General features: G+C 33.1%; 18 protein-coding genes and 1 tRNA gene. 14 read left to right on the top strand and 5 right to left on the bottom strand.

Annotated elements, in window-relative coordinates:
• Nucleotides 1-11 precede the first annotated feature (11 nt).
• From CYK55_RS10540 to CYK55_RS10495, 12 genes are all read left to right on the top strand, one after another.
• Nucleotides 12-2,117, top strand: coding sequence for a BppU family phage baseplate upper protein (locus tag CYK55_RS10540; RefSeq protein WP_126134280.1), 2,106 nt, complete (start codon nucleotides 12-14; stop codon nucleotides 2,115-2,117).
• 1 nt (nucleotide 2,118) lies between these two features.
• Nucleotides 2,119-2,424 carry a hypothetical protein gene (locus CYK55_RS10535; protein WP_010733999.1) on the top strand — a complete coding sequence of 102 codons (306 nt, stop codon included), beginning with the start codon at nucleotides 2,119-2,121 and terminating at the stop codon, nucleotides 2,422-2,424.
• Between the two features lies 1 nt (nucleotide 2,425).
• The gene (locus CYK55_RS13960; RefSeq protein ID WP_264082979.1) at nucleotides 2,426-2,539 is read left to right on the top strand and encodes a CD1375 family protein; all 114 of its coding nucleotides are present in this window, start codon (nucleotides 2,426-2,428) and stop codon (nucleotides 2,537-2,539) included.
• A 37-nt stretch (nucleotides 2,540-2,576) separates the two neighbouring features.
• Nucleotides 2,577-2,714, top strand: a complete 138-nt coding sequence (locus tag CYK55_RS13525; protein ID WP_010734000.1) for a CD1375 family protein — start codon at nucleotides 2,577-2,579, stop codon at nucleotides 2,712-2,714.
• The gene (locus tag CYK55_RS10530; protein WP_010734001.1) at nucleotides 2,714-3,520 is read left to right on the top strand and encodes a hypothetical protein; all 807 of its coding nucleotides are present in this window, start codon (nucleotides 2,714-2,716) and stop codon (nucleotides 3,518-3,520) included. Before CYK55_RS13525 ends, CYK55_RS10530 begins: the two co-directional genes overlap by 1 nt.
• 17 nt (nucleotides 3,521-3,537) lie before the next feature.
• Nucleotides 3,538-3,771, top strand: a complete 234-nt coding sequence (locus CYK55_RS10525; RefSeq protein ID WP_126134279.1) for a hypothetical protein — start codon at nucleotides 3,538-3,540, stop codon at nucleotides 3,769-3,771.
• A gap of 1 nt (nucleotide 3,772) precedes the next feature.
• Nucleotides 3,773-4,105 (top strand): holin, encoded by a 333-nt coding sequence (locus tag CYK55_RS10520; RefSeq protein WP_126134278.1) that lies wholly within the window; start codon nucleotides 3,773-3,775, stop codon nucleotides 4,103-4,105.
• Nucleotides 4,106-4,139: 34 nt separating this feature from the next.
• Nucleotides 4,140-4,397, top strand: a complete 258-nt coding sequence (locus CYK55_RS10515; RefSeq protein WP_096081701.1) for a hypothetical protein — start codon at nucleotides 4,140-4,142, stop codon at nucleotides 4,395-4,397.
• Complete coding sequence (locus tag CYK55_RS10510; protein WP_126134277.1) at nucleotides 4,394-5,386, top strand: N-acetylmuramoyl-L-alanine amidase; 993 nt, start codon at nucleotides 4,394-4,396, stop codon at nucleotides 5,384-5,386. Before CYK55_RS10515 ends, CYK55_RS10510 begins: the two co-directional genes overlap by 4 nt.
• A gap of 253 nt (nucleotides 5,387-5,639) precedes the next feature.
• Nucleotides 5,640-6,656: a hypothetical protein gene (locus CYK55_RS10505; protein ID WP_100495160.1), complete on the top strand. Its 1,017-nt coding sequence runs from the start codon at nucleotides 5,640-5,642 to the stop codon at nucleotides 6,654-6,656.
• 32 nt (nucleotides 6,657-6,688) lie between these two features.
• Nucleotides 6,689-8,239, top strand: a complete 1,551-nt coding sequence (locus CYK55_RS10500; protein WP_126134276.1) for a hypothetical protein — start codon at nucleotides 6,689-6,691, stop codon at nucleotides 8,237-8,239.
• Between the two features lie 400 nt (nucleotides 8,240-8,639).
• Nucleotides 8,640-8,717 (top strand) — tRNA-Ile (locus CYK55_RS10495).
• A gap of 72 nt (nucleotides 8,718-8,789) precedes the next feature.
• Here the strand turns inward: CYK55_RS10495 and CYK55_RS10490 are convergent.
• Complete coding sequence (locus CYK55_RS10490; RefSeq protein ID WP_096081697.1) at nucleotides 8,790-9,410, bottom strand: hypothetical protein; 621 nt, start codon at nucleotides 9,408-9,410, stop codon at nucleotides 8,790-8,792.
• Between the two features lie 1,358 nt (nucleotides 9,411-10,768).
• On the opposite strand from CYK55_RS10490, the gene CYK55_RS10485 reads away from it, so the two are divergent.
• Complete coding sequence (locus CYK55_RS10485; protein ID WP_062804787.1) at nucleotides 10,769-11,059, top strand: hypothetical protein; 291 nt, start codon at nucleotides 10,769-10,771, stop codon at nucleotides 11,057-11,059.
• A gap of 168 nt (nucleotides 11,060-11,227) precedes the next feature.
• Here the strand turns inward: CYK55_RS10485 and CYK55_RS10480 are convergent, their stop codons facing one another.
• The 4 genes from CYK55_RS10480 to CYK55_RS10465 form a co-directional block, all read right to left on the bottom strand.
• The gene (locus CYK55_RS10480; protein ID WP_126134275.1) at nucleotides 11,228-12,520 is read right to left on the bottom strand and encodes a D-serine ammonia-lyase; all 1,293 of its coding nucleotides are present in this window, start codon (nucleotides 12,518-12,520) and stop codon (nucleotides 11,228-11,230) included.
• 47 nt (nucleotides 12,521-12,567) lie between these two features.
• Nucleotides 12,568-12,942: a hypothetical protein gene (locus CYK55_RS10475; protein ID WP_062804789.1), complete on the bottom strand. Its 375-nt coding sequence runs from the start codon at nucleotides 12,940-12,942 to the stop codon at nucleotides 12,568-12,570.
• Between the two features lie 816 nt (nucleotides 12,943-13,758).
• The gene (locus CYK55_RS10470) at nucleotides 13,759-14,901 is read right to left on the bottom strand and encodes a tyrosine-type recombinase/integrase (protein ID WP_002301896.1); all 1,143 of its coding nucleotides are present in this window, start codon (nucleotides 14,899-14,901) and stop codon (nucleotides 13,759-13,761) included.
• A 50-nt stretch (nucleotides 14,902-14,951) separates the two neighbouring features.
• Complete coding sequence (locus CYK55_RS10465) at nucleotides 14,952-15,749, bottom strand: helix-turn-helix domain-containing protein (protein WP_126134274.1); 798 nt, start codon at nucleotides 15,747-15,749, stop codon at nucleotides 14,952-14,954.
• Between the two features lie 196 nt (nucleotides 15,750-15,945).
• Between CYK55_RS10465 and CYK55_RS10460 the strand changes: the two genes are divergently transcribed.
• Complete coding sequence (locus CYK55_RS10460; RefSeq protein WP_002299877.1) at nucleotides 15,946-16,248, top strand: helix-turn-helix domain-containing protein; 303 nt, start codon at nucleotides 15,946-15,948, stop codon at nucleotides 16,246-16,248.
• Nucleotides 16,249-16,358: the final 110 nt, after the last annotated feature.

Here is a 16,358-nt window from a genome sequence, read left to right as displayed (position 1 = left end):
GTAGTGGAGTAATGGAGCCTATTGAACTTAAATTAGGCGGTAACGGACGAAAGCTCTCAAAGTCCATTATTGGTCGAGTTGGGGATAATCGATTTATAAATTATCCCTTTAAATTATTAGATCCAGACGGATCAACAATAAATCTCAATGGATGTACAATAGTTTTTTATGGAACAAATGCAAATGGCACATTCACAACTGGTGTGCCCACAATTTTAGATCCTACTGAAGGTGAAATCAGCTATAAATTTAGTCGTGAAAATTTTAGTGTCCAAGGTGAGTTCAAGGAAGCGTTCTTTCGTGTGACGAGAGAAAACGGAGAATGTTATGCAACACAGAGCTTTCGAATAAAAGTTGAAAATGATGCCGATATCAGTCAAGGTCAAGCAACGCTTTATGTGTCTTTGCTAGATGAAAAACTAAAGGATTTTGATAATCGTTTCCGATTATTTATTGAAGAAAAGGAACAAGAGTATAAGGGTATTGAGAACGTAGTTAAAGAGTTAAACGAACAAGTTCTAAATTTAAATGAAAAAGTTAACGAGACAAGCAAACAAATCAACGAGCTAGGTAATCTAAAACGGATGTACTCAAACAGTATTGATTTTGGTAATTACGACTATTCAGGGAATGCCAATTTGTTACCAAAGATTACAGCTGCTCATTTTACATCGGGAAATGGAGCTACGGTTGAAGATGGAGCAGATGGCGAGATCATTTTCACATTGGACGGATCTGCGCAACTAACTAAGTTCAATACAAGCATGCGTTTACCCGCTCTTCAAAATGGAAAGAGATACACCATCAGCGCTGAGATTATGTTACATGAAGGTTTAGAGGGAGATGCCTCTAACATTCGATTAACTACTAATTATTTGACTGGAGGACAGGTTATGTTGGCTACAGATAGACCAATACTTATCTCTACTAATAGCTGGCAGACAATCAAAGGTACGCAAATAGTAACTTATGCGACTACACTGCCTCAACAATGGTATGTAGTCTTACAAGATGTTACAGCATCAAGTCGAATTAAGGGTAAAATCTCTCTTCGAAACATAAAGATAGAAGAAGGATCGGTTGCTACGCCTTATCAACCCAATCTACTTGTTGAACCGTATCACATTTCCAAGGTTCCATTGAACGAAAATCTAGCAAATAAAGAACAAGCTTTCCCGATAAGTAGTCGACAATATTTAGTATATTCTGCTGAAATGATTGAACCATTTATTGCTAATCAAACGTATACATTAACTTTGAAAGGAACCAAGCTAGGTACACAATCATTTAGAGTATATACAACTGGTCCCAATAGTACCTCTAATATTGGGGATATGGAAATAGTAGAAGGAGTTGCGGATACTTGGCGACTGACATTCACTCCTTCAGAAGCAAACTTGAATGGAAGTGTTTCTCCTAGCACATTACAAATTTACCAATTCCCTCAAGCAACAATGGGGCAAGTAACGATTGAATCATTAAAAATAGAAAAAGGTGATATAGCCACTCCGAATATTTTGGAATATAAATATTTTGGCGAAGGTTTGAAAGATAGTAGTAACCCAAATGATTATAGCTGGGATATCACCGAAGAGTACTTGGATTCTAAAATCTTACAAACAGTTAGTCTAAATGAGCCACAGCAGGTCCCAGGATTTAAAAACTTTTTAAGCGGTTTACAGTCTAATGGTGTAAATATAGGTGTTGAGTACGCGAAAGCAGTAGCGACTGATAAATATAAAAATCATGGTGCGGTGTATTTAGGTGGCTGTGTGTGGCTTGCGTGGGAGACATTAGAATTTTCGAATTCAATTGGTTGGGCAAGAGGAAGTACAATTCGCGTTGGAAATGATGGTCATCCGGGCTTCACTTATCCTGATGTTCCGAATATTTTTGGCGGATACATTTGGATTGGTGGCTCCTGTTTACCAGACTACACAGACGGCGGATTTGGTTCTTATCATATTACTGTATCAAACAATTTTGATGATGCTCGTAAACCGATTGTCCGTTTTATTGATTCGCCAACAACATTAGTGAAGAGACTAGCAGTTCGAGGTCATGCATTAGTTTTTGCACCTGCACCCACAAACAATAGTAAGGTTGAGGAGGTATGAAATGAAAAAAATTTGGCAGTATGGACGTACTGGTGGAAAAGAGCTAGAAGTCTCAGATGATTTCCCAATTCAGGTCCCTTTTACTGATGTTCCACCGATAGAGGAAATTGAAATAGCCAACCAGTTTTTTGTTCCAACAGAAAATCGCTGGCAAGAGTTAGAGAATAGTGTGCTTAGTGAGCAGGTTGATAATCTTCAAGTACTTTATAAACATTTAGAAAAAAATGTAAAAAGACAAGAAGAGCAACTAACAGAAACTCAGTTAGCTTTAACAGAAGTATATGAATTGATTCTAGGAGGAGGATAACTTGATAAAAATATATATTGAATTAATCAACAAGGGGTTAAAAAAAATTGAAGATGTACCTAAAAAAATCCAGAAAGAAGTCAAAGCGATCTTATCTCAACAGGCTGAGATGTAGGATTGTCTTTTTTATTTTAAAAAAGGAGTATAAGACAATGGTCATTGTATATGCAACGTTAATCATAAAAGAAAAGAAAAAAATTGAAGATGTTCCAAAGATCATACGTGAACAAGTAAAAGAAGTTTTGGTTGAGATGGGATTACCTGAACTGACATTTAAAGAGGTGGACTGATGGCTGGAAATGTAGATGGATATCAATTTGACAATATAAAAATCAGTGCTGAAAATGATGCGAAAATGTACCATGCTTTAGCAAGAAAAAGAAGTTATGTGATTTCTGGTTATGAACAAGGATTAGAATTATCTTCCAGTGGTTTGGATGTAAGAGTTGCCAGTGGTAGTGCGATTATACAAGGTAGAATGGTATATGTGAAAGAAGCACAAAGTATTACTCTTCCAGCAAATTCAAGTGGGTATGTTTGTTTAACGATTGATTTAAATGAATCGGTAATTCCAACTGATGATTTTCCAGCAGATAGTGAGAATTACTCTTGGACAAATAATCAGGTTCGTTTAGAGGCAGTTAACCATTTAATTAATGGAAATACTTTAGCAGGGGATAGGGTAGTTACATTCCCGTTGTGTAGTTATACAACTTCAGGAACTACTGCCATTATTACAAAGAACACAACAAATTATAATGATTCGCTCATTGAAAGTCTTCCCCTTTGGACAGGAATATTGACTATGAATACGAGTCACATCATAAGACTTTCTAAAAAATTCGAGGATCTTAATTCAGGACTATTACTGATCTGGGCACCTTACGCTAACGGTTCAGCATGGAATTATGATTTTACGACACAATTTTTACCTAAACGAGCAGGTTTACATGTGAGTCAAGTATTAAATTCTAGTAGTAACTGGATCAATAAGAGAATTCAAGTGGATTATTCTTCTAATTCAATTTGGGGACATGGTGGGAATGTGAGTTCTGAGGGATTAAAGGCTGTTTTACGAGAAATTCGAGAAGTTTGATATAAAGGAGGTTACTTATGGAGGGAATTACTATCGGGGAGTGGATCGCAATCATAACACTCGGTGGATCGTTGATGGTGGGCGTGGCGAAATTTTATGCGATGTTCACGAAACTTGATCACACGTTAGGAAAATTAGAAAAGACGATCATCCGTGTAGAAAAAAGCCAGGCTGAGTATGGCAATCGGCTTTCAATTATTGAAGAACAAATCAGATCTATTTTTAAGCAAATTGGAAAGGGGAGAAAATAACATGACAGAAATCTTAGCTGCTTCAAGTATTATTACACCACTAGTCGTTGGTGTCACAGGATTAATTAAAACACAAATGAAGGATTACAAACTCTTACCCGTGATCAATGTGATTGCGGGTATTTTGTTGGGTGTGCTTTATGCAGTGACCTTAGCACCACAAGAGTTAGCAATCTACGCATGGGCTGGGGCTGTATCAGGATTAGCCGCTGGCGGATTATTTGATTTAGGAAACAGCATGGTTAAACCAGACGTTGATCCACCGGATTATGGTGATGGCCAAGAAGGTACAGAAAACTTAATTTATAAAGAACAGGATCAGTCGAAAGGCTGATCTTTTTCTATTAAATATTTAGGAGGTAAATACGATGAGAAACAAAGAAAAATTTTTAGAAGACTACAACAAAGTAGTCAAACCGGAGTTTCAAAATGACGAGAACACGATCGAGGATGCCGCACACACTCTTAACAATATCGAAGGAACGACCGTGACCGTGGCAGCTGAATTTACAGAAACTGGCAAAATGGAAGCATTTGATTTTGAGCAGAAGCAACGACCCAAAACAGATGATCCGGATCAACAGATGCTGGACTGGTATTACGTGGGAAGAGGTGAAGTAAAATGACGATCAGATCAAACGGTGCCGGACACGGAGGAAGAAAAAATGGCTCCAACTGGATGGATCCAGGTGCAGTAGGAAACGGGCGACGTGAAGCAGATGTTGTACGAACAATCACCCAAAAGATGCAAGCAATTGCAAGTGTGCGCGATTCTACAGATAACGTTGGCGCAACTGTTAACCAAAACTTGCAGAACCAAGTCACGGTTATGAATGCGGCGGGATCAGGGGTAGCAATCACGAGTCACTTGAATGCCTTTAATGGTCAGGCAACTGGTGTTGAGGTTTTTTATTGGGCTGGTAACGAACAGATGCGTATTTTAGCGGCAGCTGTATCAAAAGTGATTGCGGATACGTTGGGAATTCCGAATCGTGGAGCAAAGCCTACCACAACGTTCTTCGTACACCGTAACACTAATCCGGGCGTCAATGTATTATTGATCGAATGGTGCTTTATCGATAATGCAAATGACATGCGACGATTAGACCAGAATATGGATCAAGCAATTCGTGCGGTGATGAGTGTTCTTGGCTATAATACAAGCGGAAGCGGTAGTATTCAAGCGACACCACAGACACATGATCAAATTATTTTAGCAAGCCCACCAAAAACTGTTGGTAATTATGTAGGTAAGCTAGAAGTGTTTAATGAGCTATCTCTTGGTATTTTTCGAATTGGTGCTTGGTTAGCTCCAATCAACGGTGCAGCGTATTTAAATCAGGGATACGTCTTCTGGATGGATGCCGACAATCCGGATGTCGAAATTGGACGTTGTCGCTCAGCCGGTATTATTAGAGATGATGTGAATTCAGCCTATGGATTACCTAGTGGTCTACGATTTGGTTTGGATGGCACGCTAGATATCCGTAAATTCGCAGGGAAAAGAGTTTTTCCGATGTTACGACGAACAAACGATACGAATGGAAATTCGATCAATGGACAAACAGTCGACATTCGATTCCCTGAGTATGTTTTAACGATTCCTAAACGATGAAAAATTGCTCCTCGACGAGGGGAGCTTTACATAGGATTTTATATAACAGTTTTGTTACAAATTCAACGGCATGTAAATCATAAAATATCGTTTTAATGTCATAAACGTTTAGATTGAACTTACGTTCCCTATATGTTAAAGTTATTAAGTAATCCTCAAAGATTATATCTGATATGAAGCCCGAAAAGCTGTTGTTTTTAGGGCTTTCTTTTGGTTTAATTAGTTTAGCAGATATGAAAAGAGGAATATACATATGGAAACTTTTTTTACTACAATGCATCATATTGATTTAACAAGCGCTAGTGTAACTTTCAAGAAAATTCAGGCTGAAGATGCACAAAAATATATATCCGATTTAACTGATGAAGTATTACTTAATCCTAATAAGAAGCATTTTTCTATCAGAAGAGATGGAACAGAAGTTGTTAGAGTTGTTCGGTCATCTTTCATAAAAAAAATACTTCCTGATGATGAAAGAGATACAGTAGCCAAAAGATTGTTAGATATAGAAACTAAAACCCAAGAAAAAATTAGTAAATTAGGTAAAAAAATAAAAAAGGGTAGTCTAATTCAATCCTTATTTTGTGACAGTGAATTTACGTATTTTGTTATTGCTAAAATCGATTCAAACCGTTTCTTAGATGAGGATGATTTAGTTTCAAGAGAAGGACTGATTTTTGAAAATAAATCCTTGAAAACTTGTGTGTTTAAATTTAATGAACAAAATGAAATTGAGGAAGTCATAGTTTCTGACAACAATAAGAAAATATCAGATTATTGGTACAATCTATTCCTTGAACTGGAACCAATGACTACAGACGAGGAAAACACGAAAACATCATTTACTGTATTATCTAATAGCTTAAAATCGTCTTTAGAAAAAAAATATCCAGCTGACTATACCCTATGTAGAAACAATCTTTTATCTTTTTATAGAACTCAACCAACTTTTAGATTACAAGATGTAGTTGAGTACTTATTTAATGATTATACTCCAGAATCCGAAGATTTAGATATTGATAAGGTGAAGGGGAATTTCGCTCGTAGCTATTATCGTTGCTTTAAAGATACTGAGTTTAGTATTAAATCCAAAGCAATAAATAAAAAAAAATGGCAAGAAACAAAGGCTGTTAATCAATTTGTAGACATCACATTGAATGGCTCTTCAGATCAAATAAAAAACAACATCTCTGCAGAAGAAGTTGATGGCGAAAAATTCATCAAAATAAAATCGACCGAAGAGAGGACCTTTGAATGTTTTCGTTGGTAAATAGGTGATAAAAGATAGGAAGGTTGCTTCGTATGGGAAAATTTAAGGAAATGTTATCTGTCAAAAAAGAAAATCTAAATGAAGTGATATTTGAACCTTTTCGTGTTAACAACAAAAACTTTGAAGAAATAATATATAATTTGGAAGATTTATATCAATCAATTAATAAATCCAGGGATACTATTACTATTACTTTTTCAGATGAATCCGCCGAAGAAAAGGAATATGTAGTATTTGAAAATGAATTTTCTGAAATTCGTAAAAATTTAGAAAAAAATACTAAGGAGTTTTTGGAGAGAGCAGAACTAATTGAAGAAGATTTCTTTTTATGTGACATTTATATTTCTAAAAATAAAAAAAAATCTCAAGGATTTATAACTATATCTATATATGATTTAGAAATTTTTTCACTTTTTCTAACTTATAATGATGATTATTCTCGAAAACTTAATGTAAATGAGATTCTGGGAAAATTAAAAAGATATTTTTGTGACACTGAAGCTATATATCTGTTTGATCTTTTTAACGATGATATACAACTCAGAACTGATCATTTTATTTTTAGTTCTAAGTTAGGAGAATTAAAAAAAGAAAACTTAATAATTGAGAAAAAAAATATTGCCAATTTGACAGAGTATACCAATATTTCTCCGTTACCTTTTTTTTCCCCTAGTGACTTTTTTGTTAAGGAGTCCCAAGAAAATATAGGTTTAACTGAGGTTTTTGACAGATTATGCCTGCTATTATCTTTAAGTTCATTGGCAAATATTTCTGTCTTAGAAGGTGACACTCTAAATATTAAATTTTATGGTCAAAAAACAGTTGTTGAAGAGATTAATTTTTCTACTTTAGAAACTAATAAAGATATTGTAAATAGTTTTTATGAAATATATTGCTGGGTTTTTTATAATAAAGATTCACATGAGAAAATCAGCCTTACTAGAAATATCATAACGCTTTTTTATGATGGAAATTCTGTTTTTAATAATATTCAAAATATCTTACCATCAATTAAATCTAATTATGAAATATATCTAAAAGAAAATGTAGATAGATATGTCCAAATATTGAATAATGTAGTTTCACTAATTCAAAATTTAGATACAGAAATTCAAGATAAAGCAACGGCTTTTTCTGATGATTTCAAAAAAAACTTCACCAGTTTTTTTACATTTATAATATCCACTATATTATTTAATACGTTATCTACTGGAAAAATAGAAAATATATTTACTCCTGAGATAACGATTATAACATTTGCAATGTTAATAATATCTATTATTTACTTAATAATAAGCAATGTTGAAATAAACAATCAAATAGGTCAATTAAACAAACAATATGAAAAAAATAAAAAATATTATAGCTCTATATTAAATGAAAAAGACATTGAGCGTATTTTTGCCAATGACATGGAGTCAAGCAAAGCAATCATGGTAAAAAAACGAAAAAATATACTCTTTCTTTGGATTTCTTCTATAATAATAATATTTATCACGTTAGTGATCATTGGAGATTTTTCTTTATTAATAGAATTTTATAATAAGCTTTTAAGTAGCTTAGCAAAAATTAATTTAACATAATATAACATATTATGTTAATCTAAATTAAAATGATAGTAAAGTTTAATTATCCACATTCAGAAGATTCTTTATCCTAAGACTGCCCGCTCTTATATGAGCGGGTGTTATTTTGTCTAAGTGAATCTGATTTGATTAAAATAATCTAAAATGAATAAGCAACAACTTATACTAAATCGATATCTCTAGGATTGATAAATAATCATTTTTTATTACATCTACATGAAATCCCGTTTGCTTCTCAATAGTATTGGGATGTAATAAGATTGAAGAATGTGCAATTGTTTGTAAATTTAAATTAAGGAATAATCTGTTACATTGACAATAACAAAAATTATTCGATACAATTTGGCTATAACTATTTACCAGACAATATTTTTGAGGACTCTTTTGATAATAATTTGTACCCTTAGCTCAGTTAGGCAGAGCATATGGCGAGTTAATAACCGTCCGGTCGTAGGTTCGAGTCCTACAGGGTACATATAAAAAACCTCGCTCATTTATCGTGAGCGAGGTTTTATGTTCTATAATATAAATTTTATTATTGGACGATTTATTGAATACCGTACTCTATAAATCCTCTTTGTATTTCTCCAGAGGATTTCATATCATTTGGTGTGCTTTGTAAAGCTTCTTCTTCGCTCATGCCTTCATATTGCATTTTATAGGCAACTGGAGACATCCCATATTTATTGATGAATTCTGTCAAAGTTGATGGTTCTGCAGATTGAGCTGCTTGTGTTGCAGTAGTCTGTTGTTCAGCTTCAGCTTGAGTAATGATGTTACCAGCATCGTCTAAAGCTAATCCATTTTCGTACAATGCCATTCCAAAAGCTTCCCATTCTTTATTGCTCCAATTCGCTCTTTCAGCAGGCGTAGAATTTAGCGTACGTTGTTTCATTTCTTCATAACTTTCTTCTTGCACGACAGCAGTCGTTGTATTTTGGACAGTAGTTTGAACTGATTCAGTAGAAGTTGTTTCTTCAATGCTTGTTGTCTCAGTAGTTTGTGTATTTTCAGAGGTTGTTGAACTTAAAGTAGAAGATGTTTGCGTTGTTGACGTCGTTTGTTGCGTAGAAGATGTTTCAGAGCTGTCGTCTGTCTTATTTGTTGAACAACTCGACAACATCAGTAGAAATAACCCAGATAAAACTAACCAACTAAACTTTTTCATTTTTATTCCTCATTCCATAATAATTTCCGTTACAAAATTATCATATCAAATGAATTGGTAGCAAGGAAGAACAATATCAAACAAATAGAAACTCATCCATCAATCGTGGGAGAGGTCTTTTTTACGTTCTTCAATTAATTGTAGCAACTTGTCTATATTTCCAATCAAAACCTAACCTTTGATAATATAACTAGGTTTTCTCTGATAAAAAAAGCACATGACTTGAACAATAAATAAAATCATAGTACCCTTAAGTTATCCTCAGTACTAAGAATTCGTTTTTTAATACCCGCCCATTCTCTGGAGTGGGTCTTTTTTTATGGGAAAATCTGAAAAAACATAAAAACAAAACGCTTGCAATAAATTTAGGTTAGCCTTAAACTATCCGTAGGCACCATTATAAAAGAGAGTATCAATAACTAAAAACTTTTGGGGAAGTCTATAGCGTGCATATCGATACTCTCTTTAATAATTATATCATACGTATTTTAGACAACGAAGGAATTATACAATCTTAACCACACGGTTTTTTTATTGCCTACTCTTCGGAGTAGGTCTTTTTTTCTATAATATAGTTAGTTTTACAGAATATATAATGTCAATTTGACTATACGTATTTTTGTATTAGCTTTTTCACTCACATTTGTCAATGAAATTTAATCAATCATTTAAAGAAAAAATACTAGGTAAATGATAGGAAGTGAAAAAATTAGATTTAATAGGAGTAAAAATATTGAATCTGATTTTAAATTATTTTGTTTAATATTTATTAAGAGCATAATGACTGGAATCGTGATTGTAAGAACAATTAGGGCTAAATATATTTGATTGGCTGAAAAAAATAAAAGGTTAGAAGCAGATACGGATAAGATATGATAAAAATTATAGACATATATTGGTATCGATGGTTCTAATATTCCTACATCAAAAACTAGAAAATCAGCTAGATTAAAAAAAGAAAACAGAGTACCTAATCCACCGATAAAAAATAAGATGATCGGTGTAGACGAAGTATTTAATCGATTAGCGTTCAATACAATAACCTCCTCATTTTTCTTTGTAAAAGTTTAGAGCGAATAAATCATTTTGGTTAGAAAAAACCAAATTTAGGAAAATTGTTTAAAACTAAAAAAAGCTCATAAAAAGTTCATGTTTTGTAAAAATGTTAATTTTTTTTTACTCTACAGCGTACTAAATTGAAATAATCTTAATCATTTAAACGTATCTATGGATGATTAAAAAATGTTGTGACAATACTGTAAGCGCTTCTTATTGATGACTTAAGCAAATAGACATCGTTTAATTTATTCTTTTTAATACACTCTAAGTGTACCAAAAAAATGAAAGGAGTGGTCAATATGAAGAAGTTTTTATTAGCATGTCTAGGAATTTTAACGACAGTTAGTTTTGCAGCGTGTGGTCCTAAAGTGTCAGAAAAACCAAAGAGCCATTCGCCAAAGCAATCACAACAGATCCCTAGAAAAAAACAAAGTAGTGACATAAATGGTGCTAAGAAGAAAGAAGGCTCAACTCAACGGGGAAAAGAACAGGAGAATAAACAGTCAGGTGATAGTAAAGAAAAGAAGAGCCAAAAAGTAAAACCAAAAAATGAAAGCAATTCTCAAAATAGAAAAAAACAAATAATATGAACAAAGAATCAAATCATAATAATCTAGCTAATGTAAGCTAGATTAGCCTGGGATGATTTAGTAACCCAGCATTGCAGATTAACAAAGAACATCGATAACTGAGTATTTTTGTTATCGATGTTCTTTTAGCGAGCTTAATGACTTGAACTTGCTGTTATTGTTACATAATTAGAAATTAAGTAAAGATAATCCTTTTTTGTAATATTGAGCCATTTCTTCTTCTGGAACCATATTACCACCTGTTCCCCAAATTATATGTGTGCCAGACTTTATCCAAGGTTCTTTCGATGCAAATGCTCGATTTATATTCACAAATGATGCAATCCCAGCAGTGGATGAAGGTTCCACATAGATGTTTTCACTATCCGCAAGCAATGTTAAATATTGATATAATCTTTCATCTTGAACAGTCGAAGCAGCATATAAAATTGGTTCTATGATCTTGCCGACTAAACGCGAGGGACGACCAACGGCTAATCCATCAGCAGCTGTCTTACCATCGATTGCAACATCTTGCACTGAAATTTTATCGTGTAATCCTGTGTACAGACCAAGTAACATGGACGGAGCGTGAGTAGGCTCTACAAAAAATATTTTCACAGCATCACCAAAAATGCAGGACAATCCAAAAGCAATTCCACCTGGACTACCACCTACACCACAAGGAAGATGGACATATAGAGGATGATCTTCAGATACTTCAATATTTTTTTCTTTTAATTGAGTTTGTAGTCTCAGTGCAGCTACAGAGTATCCTAGAAATAAATCTTTTGAAGCTTCATCATCGATGAAATAACTGTGGGAATTGTTTACTGTTTCTGCTCGCCCTAAAGCTACAGCTTTGCTAAAATCACCTTCGTACTCTTTGACAACAACACCCATTTCTCTCAACAAACGCTTTTTCCAGCTTTTTGCTTCATTAGACATGTGGACAGTCGTCTGAAACCCTAACTTTGCTCCCATGATTCCGACACTAAGACCTAAATTCCCTGTAGAACCCACAGCGATTGAATAATTAGAAAAAATATTTTTGAATTCATCATTTGCTAGAATAGCATAATTACTATCAATTGTTAGTTTTCCAGAATCCAGCGCAACTTTTTCAGCAAACGTCAAAACTTCATAGATTCCACCTCTGGCTTTAATTGAACCAGATACAGGGAGATTATTGTCACATTTAAAATATAGTTTACTGTTTGTTTCGAAATGTTCTTTTTCTTTTATTTTATCCAACATGTTAGGAATCTCAACTAATTCTGACTCGATGATACCACCAGTAGCTTTAGTCTCAGGAAAAACTTTAGCAATGTATGGAGCAAACCTTTGTAGCCTTTTAGAAGCGTCTATCACATCATTTATGGTAAAACATGAAGTTTTTCTTTCTCCAAAATTTGGATTTATCCAGCAAACTTCTTGATATGATTGCAATGCAATTAATAAACGATCTGTTTTATTAGTCATTTTGGAACCCTCTTTCTATTTCTTAATTTGTGCTAACAATGGAAGAATTACTGATTCATCCCCCATGCAACGAAGAAATAAAAGAGTGTAGGGAGAGAAAAAAGTAAATTTATTCCTAAAATCCAAATGGAAATCAATTTATTATTATTAGTGAAGATATTGAAAAATAATCCAATAATTGAAAAAATGATAAATAACGAGAGAGATGATAAATAAAGATTGTCGGAAGAAATGTGAAGGATAGATGAAGTAGCAGAAGCAAATTTTTCAAAAAATCTAAACAGAGGGATGTTCGGATCTGCAACACCCATATGAAAGATATAGATACAAGTGATGTGCAATACCGATATAGCTGTGCCAAGAGCACCGATTACTAATAAAGAGATTGCTTTTAAAGGATTAGCAGATTTGAGTATTGGCATATAAATACCTCCTAATTTTGATACATTTAATTATCTATAAAAAATTTTTTTCTAACCATTTTTTTGTCCGATTTATTCATTACATTTTCGTAAGGAATTAAAAGATAAAGAGGTATGTATGATTGGAAAGCTTCATTTGAGAGTCACTAGAATTGTTATAGCTTAAGACAATTTACTTATTTCGAAGGTCTTAATTTTCAATGAGATAGCTACTTTTCAGATTGATTGTCTTTTAAAAAATAGATACAACCACTGAAAACCAAAACAGTTGAATAATAATTAAAATGATAGTAATCTTATTGTATCACCTAACAACATTGCTTTTTCACAACCCGCTCTTTGGAGCGGATTACATAAACGAACATATTATTTGAATCTAAATTTAAAAAGATAGTAAAATGTAAGTATCCACATTCAGAACATTCTTTATCCTAAGGTAGCCCGCTCTTTTCGAGCGGGTGTTTTTGTTGGACTAAAACAGCCACCAATGTTTCTTGACTACGGCAAAGGCATGTAGTCATAGTGACTTAAAATGAAATCAATAACATTATTTTTGCCACAAATTTGCCACAAAAAAATATAAAAGCAAGTAAACTCAGGGGAACGTATTTTCTGTTTTGGCATAAAAAATACTGTTAAATAGGGACTTTTATTAAATTGAAATCAATTGACACTACCTATATATATTTAGTTATGAGATGGAAGGGTCTGTTGGATAATAACTATTTCATTGCTCGAAACGTTGATATTAAAGCGTTTCGAGCATTTTTTTATTTGCATTTTAATAGTTGGCTACGTTTTTGGCTACGTTTGGAATTATTCGCCCATAAATTTTGCAAATCGGTCACCTGTTTTCTTAATAGATTGTGGTGTGACATGAGCATAGATATTCATGGTAGTTTTAATATCTTTGTGACCTAATCGTTCTTGTACTTCTTTTATCGAAGCACCACTTTCAAACAATAAGCTACAGTGGGTATGCCTAAATCCATGTGGAGTAATTTGAGGCTCCATCGGTGTCTTTTTGTAAATCCAGTCTAACCAATCGTTTACTACTTGGGGGTAGTACAGCTTGTTTGTGTTTGTAGTGAAAAGAAACTGCTTTGGTGAATTCGTGTTATAGCCATATAAGATCATTATTTTCATTTGTTCTTGTTGCCAAATACGCAGTTGTTTAAGTGTAAAATCATCAAGCTGAATCGTTCTTGATGAATTTTTAGTTTTAGGTACTTGTAGAACTACTTGATTAAACTCGTCTTGAGCGATAGTTTTACCAATTGTTATTGTTTTATTGAAATAGTCTATGTCTTCCCATTGAAGCGCCAATGCCTCGCTTTTACGCATTCCTGTATAAGCTAATAAACGGAAAAAAGTGTACAGTTTAACTGAATTATTTTCTTTAGTATTCTTTAAAAATAGTTGTAATTGATCTTTCGTATAAAACTTCAAGGGTTGTTCTTCTTCAATTTTTCTTGGAAGCAATGTTTTAGACATAGGATTATCTTTACAGACTTCCATTGCTACTCCAAATTTAAATATTTGAGCAGTTGTTTTTCTCAAGAAACCATATTGTTTTAATGTTTTGTGCCATTCATTAACCTGTTTTTGACAATAACTAACACTTATTTTATCCAATCGTAATTCCCCAAAAGCAGGTAATATATGGTTCTTGCAAAAACGTTGAGCCACGGCAACGGAAGATGGTTTTACTCTCGTTCTGTAGTTATCAATCCATAATTCATATAACTCTTGAAAAGTTGTAACATTGATTTTAAACTCTTGTTTTTCTTTAAAGTCTACAAGTAGTCTATTAAGTGCTATTTGTGCCTCAGCTTTTGATTTGAATCTTCTACGCTTTGTACGTATATCTTTTCCAGTCTTGGGATCTTTTCCTAAATAAGCTTCAAATCCCCAATATTTTTCGCCATTTTGTAATTTATAACTAAAAAATGTGGCCATTTGATTCTCTCCTTACTTCATGATTGCAGGTAGAGAAGTTATTTGAAGAATCAATTGCTTTTAAATTTATCGTGATTATTAGTTAGAAATTTTGCGACTATACTATTTTTCTCATATGGGAAATTGTATTTTTTGCTAAGATCAGAAATAAATTTTTCTGTTTCAAATTGGTTTTTAGTAATTTTATAAAAGAAATCCTCGACAGATGAATACTGTGAAATATCTTGATAGGCTAAGTCCATTTCGTTTAATAGCTGTTTTGAAGAATCAATCAGTATTTCTTTTTCACCGTATTTGAAATCCCCATTTCTTATCTTATCTTGAAGTCTACTGTTGGCTCTTTTGAAAAATAGCTCTTTAGAGATAGAGTGTTTTTGACTAGCATACTCTTCGATAAGAGGATTGATATCATTAGCAAGTATCTCATTTAGATAAATTTCAAAATCTTTTGAGTAATATTTTGAAAATATATTTTTTATTATAGGATTCAATAACTCATAGTCTTTATCTAGCGAAAACGTATCACTATATCTTTCTTGAATATCATTAAAGACTTTGTGAGGTATCTCTGGGAAGTCCTTAATATATAGCTCATGCCCTGAATCTATAAGGTATGAAGCTATGTATTCTTCCAAAGTTCCCCATTTAATCCAGTCTGCACTAGTGTTTCCAATATTTGCAATTGTTAAAAGCCTATTTTTATTGGGTAAAGACACACCTCTAAGCCAATTATTAACGGAACTTATTGGTGTGTCTCCAATTAAATCACCGAATCGTTCTAATGTCAGACCTTTGGATTCGATAATTTTTCTAATACGTTCACTAGTTAACGATAGATTAGGTTTCATAACTAAGCCTCCTTTTTCTGATTTATTGTAACATATATTGCTATCATTTACTAAAATTTATTAAAAATGTTGACAATGGAATTTCTATAAGATATTATAAAATAGTAATTTTTAGTAATTATTTTTTTGTTGCTCATTACTAAAAATTACTATTTAGGTAGAGAAGTTATAGAACAATCAAAAAGGAGAGGTTTTTGTGGAAGCAATAAAATTAATGATCTCAGAAGAGCAGGAGGAAATGTTTCTGAAGCAGTTTTATCAAATTGCTACAAAGGCAATTGAAAAGGCTCAAGAAAATGCGGGTATGACAAGGGAATACCTCAATCAAAAAGAAATGGCAGAATACTTAAATGTGAGCGAAAACTTTTTAAAAAATGCTGTGAGAAACGAAGGTTTACCCGTTGTGGAATTGGGTGCAAGAAAGTTTTATTCGAAAAAGGCAGTTAATGAGTTTATGTTTGCTCGAATGAAGAGAGGTGGAAGTTTTGAAAGAAGATGAATAACAAATCTAGTTTGGAAAGGAATAGCAGTTTGTATAAAAAAAGAGTGCTCCCGATAGTTTGCAGACGAAGGGAAACACTCGATAATGAATAAAGTTCTAAGAAAACT

Source organism: Enterococcus mundtii (assembly GCF_003957375.1).
In the GTDB taxonomy this organism is placed as follows: domain Bacteria; phylum Bacillota; class Bacilli; order Lactobacillales; family Enterococcaceae; genus Enterococcus_B; species Enterococcus_B spodopteracolus.
The sequence above is the reverse complement of the archived record's forward strand: the minus strand, read 5'-3'. Positions and strand labels throughout refer to the sequence as shown.

What these genes read in the sequence shown, in the direction of transcription:
- CYK55_RS10540 (WP_126134280.1), top strand. Translation starts at nt 12, where the DNA reads ATGGAGCCTATTGAACTTAAATTAGGCGGTAACGGACGAAAGCTCTCA.
- CYK55_RS10535 (WP_010733999.1), top strand. Translation starts at nt 2,119, where the DNA reads ATGAAAAAAATTTGGCAGTATGGACGTACTGGTGGAAAAGAGCTAGAA.
- CYK55_RS13525 (WP_010734000.1), top strand. Translation starts at nt 2,577, where the DNA reads ATGGTCATTGTATATGCAACGTTAATCATAAAAGAAAAGAAAAAAATT.
- CYK55_RS10530 (WP_010734001.1), top strand. Translation starts at nt 2,714, where the DNA reads ATGGCTGGAAATGTAGATGGATATCAATTTGACAATATAAAAATCAGT.
- CYK55_RS10525 (WP_126134279.1), top strand. Translation starts at nt 3,538, where the DNA reads ATGGAGGGAATTACTATCGGGGAGTGGATCGCAATCATAACACTCGGT.
- CYK55_RS10520 (WP_126134278.1), top strand. Translation starts at nt 3,773, where the DNA reads ATGACAGAAATCTTAGCTGCTTCAAGTATTATTACACCACTAGTCGTT.
- CYK55_RS10515 (WP_096081701.1), top strand. Translation starts at nt 4,140, where the DNA reads ATGAGAAACAAAGAAAAATTTTTAGAAGACTACAACAAAGTAGTCAAA.
- CYK55_RS10510 (WP_126134277.1), top strand. Translation starts at nt 4,394, where the DNA reads ATGACGATCAGATCAAACGGTGCCGGACACGGAGGAAGAAAAAATGGC.
- CYK55_RS10505 (WP_100495160.1), top strand. Translation starts at nt 5,640, where the DNA reads ATGGAAACTTTTTTTACTACAATGCATCATATTGATTTAACAAGCGCT.
- CYK55_RS10500 (WP_126134276.1), top strand. Translation starts at nt 6,689, where the DNA reads ATGGGAAAATTTAAGGAAATGTTATCTGTCAAAAAAGAAAATCTAAAT.
- CYK55_RS10490 (WP_096081697.1), bottom strand. Translation starts at nt 9,410, where the DNA reads ATGAAAAAGTTTAGTTGGTTAGTTTTATCTGGGTTATTTCTACTGATG.
- CYK55_RS10485 (WP_062804787.1), top strand. Translation starts at nt 10,769, where the DNA reads ATGAAGAAGTTTTTATTAGCATGTCTAGGAATTTTAACGACAGTTAGT.
- CYK55_RS10480 (WP_126134275.1), bottom strand. Translation starts at nt 12,520, where the DNA reads ATGACTAATAAAACAGATCGTTTATTAATTGCATTGCAATCATATCAA.
- CYK55_RS10475 (WP_062804789.1), bottom strand. Translation starts at nt 12,942, where the DNA reads ATGCCAATACTCAAATCTGCTAATCCTTTAAAAGCAATCTCTTTATTA.
- CYK55_RS10470 (WP_002301896.1), bottom strand. Translation starts at nt 14,901, where the DNA reads ATGGCCACATTTTTTAGTTATAAATTACAAAATGGCGAAAAATATTGG.
- CYK55_RS10465 (WP_126134274.1), bottom strand. Translation starts at nt 15,749, where the DNA reads ATGAAACCTAATCTATCGTTAACTAGTGAACGTATTAGAAAAATTATC.